The sequence below is a fragment of the Trebonia sp. genome, assembly GCF_049794275.1.
Lineage (GTDB): Bacteria > Actinomycetota > Actinomycetes > Streptosporangiales > Streptosporangiaceae > Trebonia.
The window spans coordinates 1-4,701 of record NZ_JBARCR010001280.1 but is presented as its reverse complement, the minus strand read 5'-3'; the positions used below and the strand labels follow the sequence as shown (position 1 = coordinate 4,701).

The 4,701-nt window shown below is 71.7% G+C and carries 6 protein-coding genes; 5 read left to right on the top strand and 1 reads right to left on the bottom strand.

Going from position 1 to position 4,701, the window contains the following annotated elements:
* A partial coding sequence (locus tag WA805_RS31165; protein ID WP_425244126.1) for an RNA polymerase sigma factor occupies positions 1–926 on the top strand: 926 nt, incomplete at its 5' end.
* A gap of 58 nt (positions 927–984) precedes the next feature.
* Here WA805_RS31165 and WA805_RS31160 read toward each other — a convergent pair.
* Positions 985–1,737, bottom strand: coding sequence for an SDR family NAD(P)-dependent oxidoreductase (locus WA805_RS31160; protein WP_422274416.1), 753 nt, complete (start codon positions 1,735–1,737; stop codon positions 985–987).
* A gap of 114 nt (positions 1,738–1,851) precedes the next feature.
* On the opposite strand from WA805_RS31160, the gene WA805_RS31155 reads away from it, so the two are divergent.
* The 4 genes from WA805_RS31155 (at position 1,852) to WA805_RS31140 (ending at position 4,627) form a co-directional block, all read left to right on the top strand.
* Complete coding sequence (locus tag WA805_RS31155) at positions 1,852–2,706, top strand: helix-turn-helix transcriptional regulator (RefSeq protein WP_422274414.1); 855 nt, start codon at positions 1,852–1,854, stop codon at positions 2,704–2,706.
* The gene (locus WA805_RS31150) at positions 2,703–3,437 is read left to right on the top strand and encodes a pirin family protein (protein ID WP_425244125.1); all 735 of its coding nucleotides are present in this window, start codon (positions 2,703–2,705) and stop codon (positions 3,435–3,437) included. The genes WA805_RS31155 and WA805_RS31150 overlap by 4 nt, the downstream gene beginning before the upstream one ends.
* A complete protein-coding gene (locus tag WA805_RS31145) occupies positions 3,416–3,691 on the top strand; it encodes a pirin-like C-terminal cupin domain-containing protein (RefSeq protein WP_422326236.1) in 276 nt (91 codons plus the stop codon). Before WA805_RS31150 ends, WA805_RS31145 begins: the two co-directional genes overlap by 22 nt.
* Before the next feature lie 171 nt (positions 3,692–3,862).
* Positions 3,863–4,627, top strand: coding sequence for a gamma-glutamyl-gamma-aminobutyrate hydrolase family protein (locus tag WA805_RS31140; protein ID WP_422274410.1), 765 nt, complete (start codon positions 3,863–3,865; stop codon positions 4,625–4,627).
* The last annotated feature ends 74 nt before the right edge of the window (positions 4,628–4,701 follow it).

Here is a 4,701-nt window from a genome sequence, read left to right as displayed (position 1 = left end):
ACGACACGCTCACCCTGCTGTTCCTCTGCTGCCACCCGTCGCTGAGCCCGTCCTCGCAGGTCGCGCTCACGCTGCGCGCCGTCGGCGGGCTGACCACGGCGGAGATCGCGCGGGCGTTCGGGGTGCCCGAGGCGACGATGGCGCAGCGGATCAGCCGCGCCAAGCAGCAGATCCGCGCCGCGGGCGCACGGTTCACGCCGCCGGACGCGGCCGACCGCGGCCAGCGGATCCGGGCCGTGCAGCAGGTGCTGTACCTGATCTTCAACGAGGGCTATACAGCCTCGGCCGGCCAGCAGCTGCAGCGCACGGACCTGACAGCCGAGGGCCTCCGGCTGGCCCGGATGCTGCGCGGGCTGCTGCCCGGCGACGCGGAGACCGCCGGGCTGCTCGCGCTCATGCTGCTCACCGACGCCCGCCGCGCGGCGCGAGCCACGCCAGACGGCGCTCTCGTCCCGCTCACCGAGCAGGACCGGCGCCGCTGGGACCGGCGGCTGATCGCCGAAGGCACCGACCTGGTCGAGCAGACCCTCGCCACGAGCCAGGCGCTCGGCCCGTACCAGCTGCAGGCCGCGATCGCCGCCGTGCACGACGAGGCGGACAGCGTCGCGGACACCGACTGGACCGAGATCCTCGCGCTGTACGGGCTGCTTGCCAAGGTCTCGCCTGGACCCATGGTCACATTGGGCAGGGCCGTCGCGATCGCGATGGTGCACGGCCCGGAAGCGGGGCTCACCGCGACCGGTGAGCTCGCCGGGCCGCTCGGCAAGCACCATCGGTACCACGCCGTCCGCGGCCACCTGCACGAGATGGCCGGGGACCGCGCGGCAGCCGCCGCGGACTACCGGACCGCGGCCGCGCTCGCCACGAACATTCCGGAACGCCGCTACCTGGAACGGAAACTGGCCATGCTCACCGGCCCCGCGTAGGCCGATACTGAGCCAGGCCGACGCGAGCGGGGGCGGGCGGGAATGCGGGAGGCAGGTGCTACCAGGGCAGGGTGCCGTACTGGCCAGGGCCCGGGGCGCCCCAGAGGTGTCCCCATAGTGTGCCGGTGGGGCCGTCGTCGGGGAGCGTGGCCAGGTGGACGCTGACCGACGCACCCTCGGCGGCCGAGCGGAAGCCGCTATGCGCGTTCAGGTCGGTCGCGCAGTAGCCAGGGTTAGCGGCGTTAACCTTGACCGGCGTCCCGGCGAGCTCCTTGGCGTACATCGCGGTGACCATGTTCAGCGCGGCCTTCGACGCCGGGTACGGCAGGGACGCCGGCATCTGCCAGGCCGGGCTGGAGCGGTCGCTCATGAACGTAACCGACCCGATTTCCGACGAGACGTTCACGATCCTGGCGCGGGCGGCGCGGCGCAGCAGCGGCAGCACGGCGTTCGTCACCGTGACCACGCCGAGCACGTTTGTCTCGAATACCTCGCGCAGCACGTCCGGTGACGTCTCGCTGGGCGGGCCGCCGCGGACAGCGATGCCCGCATTGTTGACGAGCACGTCGAGGCGGCCGTAGCGCGCGCCGACCCACTCCGCGACGCGGCGCGCGGATTTCGCGTCGGTCACGTCGAGCTCGACGTAATGCGCGTCGATGTCCTCCGCGCGCAGCGCCGCCTCGGCCGCGCGGCCGCGTGCCTCGTCGCGCGCTCCGAGGAGCACCGCCATGCCGTGGCCGCCAAGCTGACGCGCGGTCTCCAGCCCGATTCCCTTGTTGGCCCCGGTGATCAGGGCGATGAGTTCGGTCATGGCGCTCAGCATCGCGCACCAGGCGGCCGGCCTGAAGAGACCGCGCGAGGCTGGGACTGGCGATACCACCCTTGACGCGGGACCTGCTGGGCAGCCGGTGGCAAGCTAGAGACCATGCTCAACCGCGCCGAACTCGCCGCGTTCCTGCGCACCCGCCGCGACCGGCTGCGTCCCCGCGACGTGGGCCTGCCTGGCGGCCAGCGGCGCCGTACGCCAGGGCTGCGCCGCCAGGAGGTCGCTGAGCTCGCGGGGCTGTCCGTCGACTACTACATCAGGCTCGAGCAGGGCCGCGGGCCGCGGCCGTCGCGGCAGGTGCTCGCCGCGCTGTCCCGGGCGCTGATGCTGACCACCGATGAGCGGGAGTACCTGTTCCGGGTGGCCGGGGAGGAGCCGTCCCCGGCGCCGGGCCCGAGCCGGGACGTGCCGCCGGGCATCAGGTACCTGATCGACGCGTTTGCCGACGTCCCCGCCTACGTGGTCAGCGCCACGTACGACATCCTGGCCTGGAACCGGCTGGCCACCCATTTCGTCGGCGACCTGTCCGGGTTCCCTGAAGACGACAGGAACATGATCCGCTGGATGTTCGCCAGGCCCGCAGGCGACAGCTACTGGGACGACGAGCACACCGTCGCGTTCACCAGGTCCACGGTTGCCGACCTGCGCGCCGCGTACGCCAGGTATCCGGGCGACCGCTCCATCGAGGCCCTCGTCACCGAACTGCTCGCGCTGTCCCCGCGGTTCGCCGCGATGTGGGCCACCCGCGAGGTCGCGGCGCGGCACCCGATGGTCAAGCGCGTGGATCACCCGATCGCCGGGCCGCTGGAGTTCGAGTGCCAGGTGATGCACATCCAGGACACCGGCCAGCGGCTGATCGCCTACGTGGCCCCGCCGGGCTCGCCGACGCGGGAGGCGTTCCGGCGGCTCGCCGGCGAACCGTTGGATGCCAGCGTGGCATCCTGGGAGCTGTGAGCAACCTGGACCCCAGGCCAGCGGCGGTGTCGCTGCAAGCGGGCGTGGTGCACGCGGTGGACGTGCTCGAGGCGCGCAAGGCCGCGATCGGGGACGGCACCGAGGTGCGGCGGCTGCTGCCGCAGCGGGTACTGCGCACCATCGGCGCGTGGTGCTTCCTTGACCACTACGGGCCGGACGACACCTCCGCGGGGCCGGGCATGCGGGTGCCGCCGCACCCGCACATCGGGCTGCAGACCGCGAGCTGGCTGTTCGACGGCGCGGTGCTGCACCGCGACAGCCTCGGCACCGAGCAGCTCATCAGGCCTGGTGAGCTGAACCTGATGACGTCAGGGCGCGGCATCGCGCATTCCGAGGAGTCCCCCGCCGTCCGCCCCGGCTTGCTGCACGGCGTGCAGCTGTGGATCGCCCTGCCGGCCGCGTACCAGTTCACCGAGCCGGACTTCGCGCATCACGCGGACCTGCCGGTCATCGAGGCGACAGGCGGTGACGGCGCGACGGTCACCGTGGTGGCCGGGGAACACGGCGGCGAGCGCTCCCCCGCCACGGTGTACTCCCCGCTGGTCGGGCTGCAGGTCACGCTCCCCGACGGCGGCGAGGTCACGCTGCCCGCCAGTCCGGGCTTCGAGTACGGGTGCTCGCCGCGGACGGCCCCGCGGGTGTCGGCTGCCCGGCGATCGCCGGCGCCCCCGCGCGCATCGAGCCGGGAATGCTCGCGCATCTTCCGGTAGGAGTCCCGTCAATCACCGTGTCAGCATCGGGCCCGAGCCGGCTCTTCATAGTTGGCGGGATTCCGCTGGGTGACCGGCTCGTCATGTGGTGGAACTTCGTCGCGAGGACCAATGAAGAAATCGTGACCGCCCGTAACGCCTGGGTGGCCGGCGCATTCGGGGAGGTTCGGGGCTATATCGGAGAGCCGCTGGCCGCACCGCCGCTGCCGCCTGGCGGCCTGAAACCACGCTTACGAAATAATTACGGTCAGTAGTATTCGCGATCGGCCGACTTCGGCGGCGATCCGCTAGTACTCTCAATTTCAGCATCTCCCCCGCCTTCCCCATTGACTCAGCGGGCTTTTGGGTTTATGTGGGGGCTCCCCGGGGGCTGTTGCGGGGGCCTGAAGGTGGATTCGGTGCGCTTCTATAGACGAAGGGGACTCATGGCGCCGACGATTGGCATCACCACGTACCACACCAACGCCGACTGGCGTGGCTGGTCTGAGGAAGGTGCCCTGCTGCCGTGGAGGTACGTAAGCGCGATCAGGACGGCCGGGGGGCGGCCGGTACTCCTCCCGCCCGGTGGTGACGCCGCGGAAGCCGAAGCCACCGTAGCCGTGCTCGACGGCGTCGTCATCGCCGGCGGGGGCGACATCAACCCGGCCATCTACGGCGCCGCGAAGCACCCCGAGACCAGTGCGAACGCGCCCGACCGCGACGCCTGGGAACTCGCTGTCGCCGACGCCGCCGTCCGGCTGGACAAGCCGCTGCTCGGCATCTGCCGCGGCATGCAGGTGCTCAACGTTGCCTGCGGCGGCACCCTGCACCAGCACGTGCCGGACCTCGTGGGGCACGAGGCGCACAACGGCCCCGGCCACGGTTTCGGCCTGCACAAGGTCCGCGTCACCAGCGGCACTACAGTGCAGTCCATCCTGCCCGGCGGCGAGTACTTCGACGTGCCCACGCACCACCACCAGGCCGTGGACAAGATCGGCGACGGCCTCGTCGCGGTCGGCTGGGCGGACGACGGGATCATCGAGGCGGTGGAGGCCGACGCCGACGCCGCGAAAAGCTTCCTCGTCGGCGTGCAGTGGCACCCCGAGCAGGGCGATGACATGCGGCTCTTCACGGCTCTGGTGGCGGCCGCTGAGATCTTTTCCGCGGAACGTACGGTGGCGACTCTGCCGCCCATGCTCGCCGGCGCCTGACCGGCGCTGGCGCGGCCGGCGGTGCTACCCGCGGGCCGTGATCAGCGCGGTCAGCAGGAGGGTCAGGGCCGCGC

Bases quoted from the DNA above. Each gene is read 5' to 3' on its own strand.
- WA805_RS31140 (WP_422274410.1), top strand. From the start codon at position 3,863: ATGGCGCCGACGATTGGCATCACCACGTACCACACCAACGCCGACTGG.
- WA805_RS31160 (WP_422274416.1), bottom strand. From the start codon at position 1,737: ATGACCGAACTCATCGCCCTGATCACCGGGGCCAACAAGGGAATCGGG.
- WA805_RS31145 (WP_422326236.1), top strand. From the start codon at position 3,416: ATGCTCGCGCATCTTCCGGTAGGAGTCCCGTCAATCACCGTGTCAGCA.
- WA805_RS31155 (WP_422274414.1), top strand. From the start codon at position 1,852: ATGCTCAACCGCGCCGAACTCGCCGCGTTCCTGCGCACCCGCCGCGAC.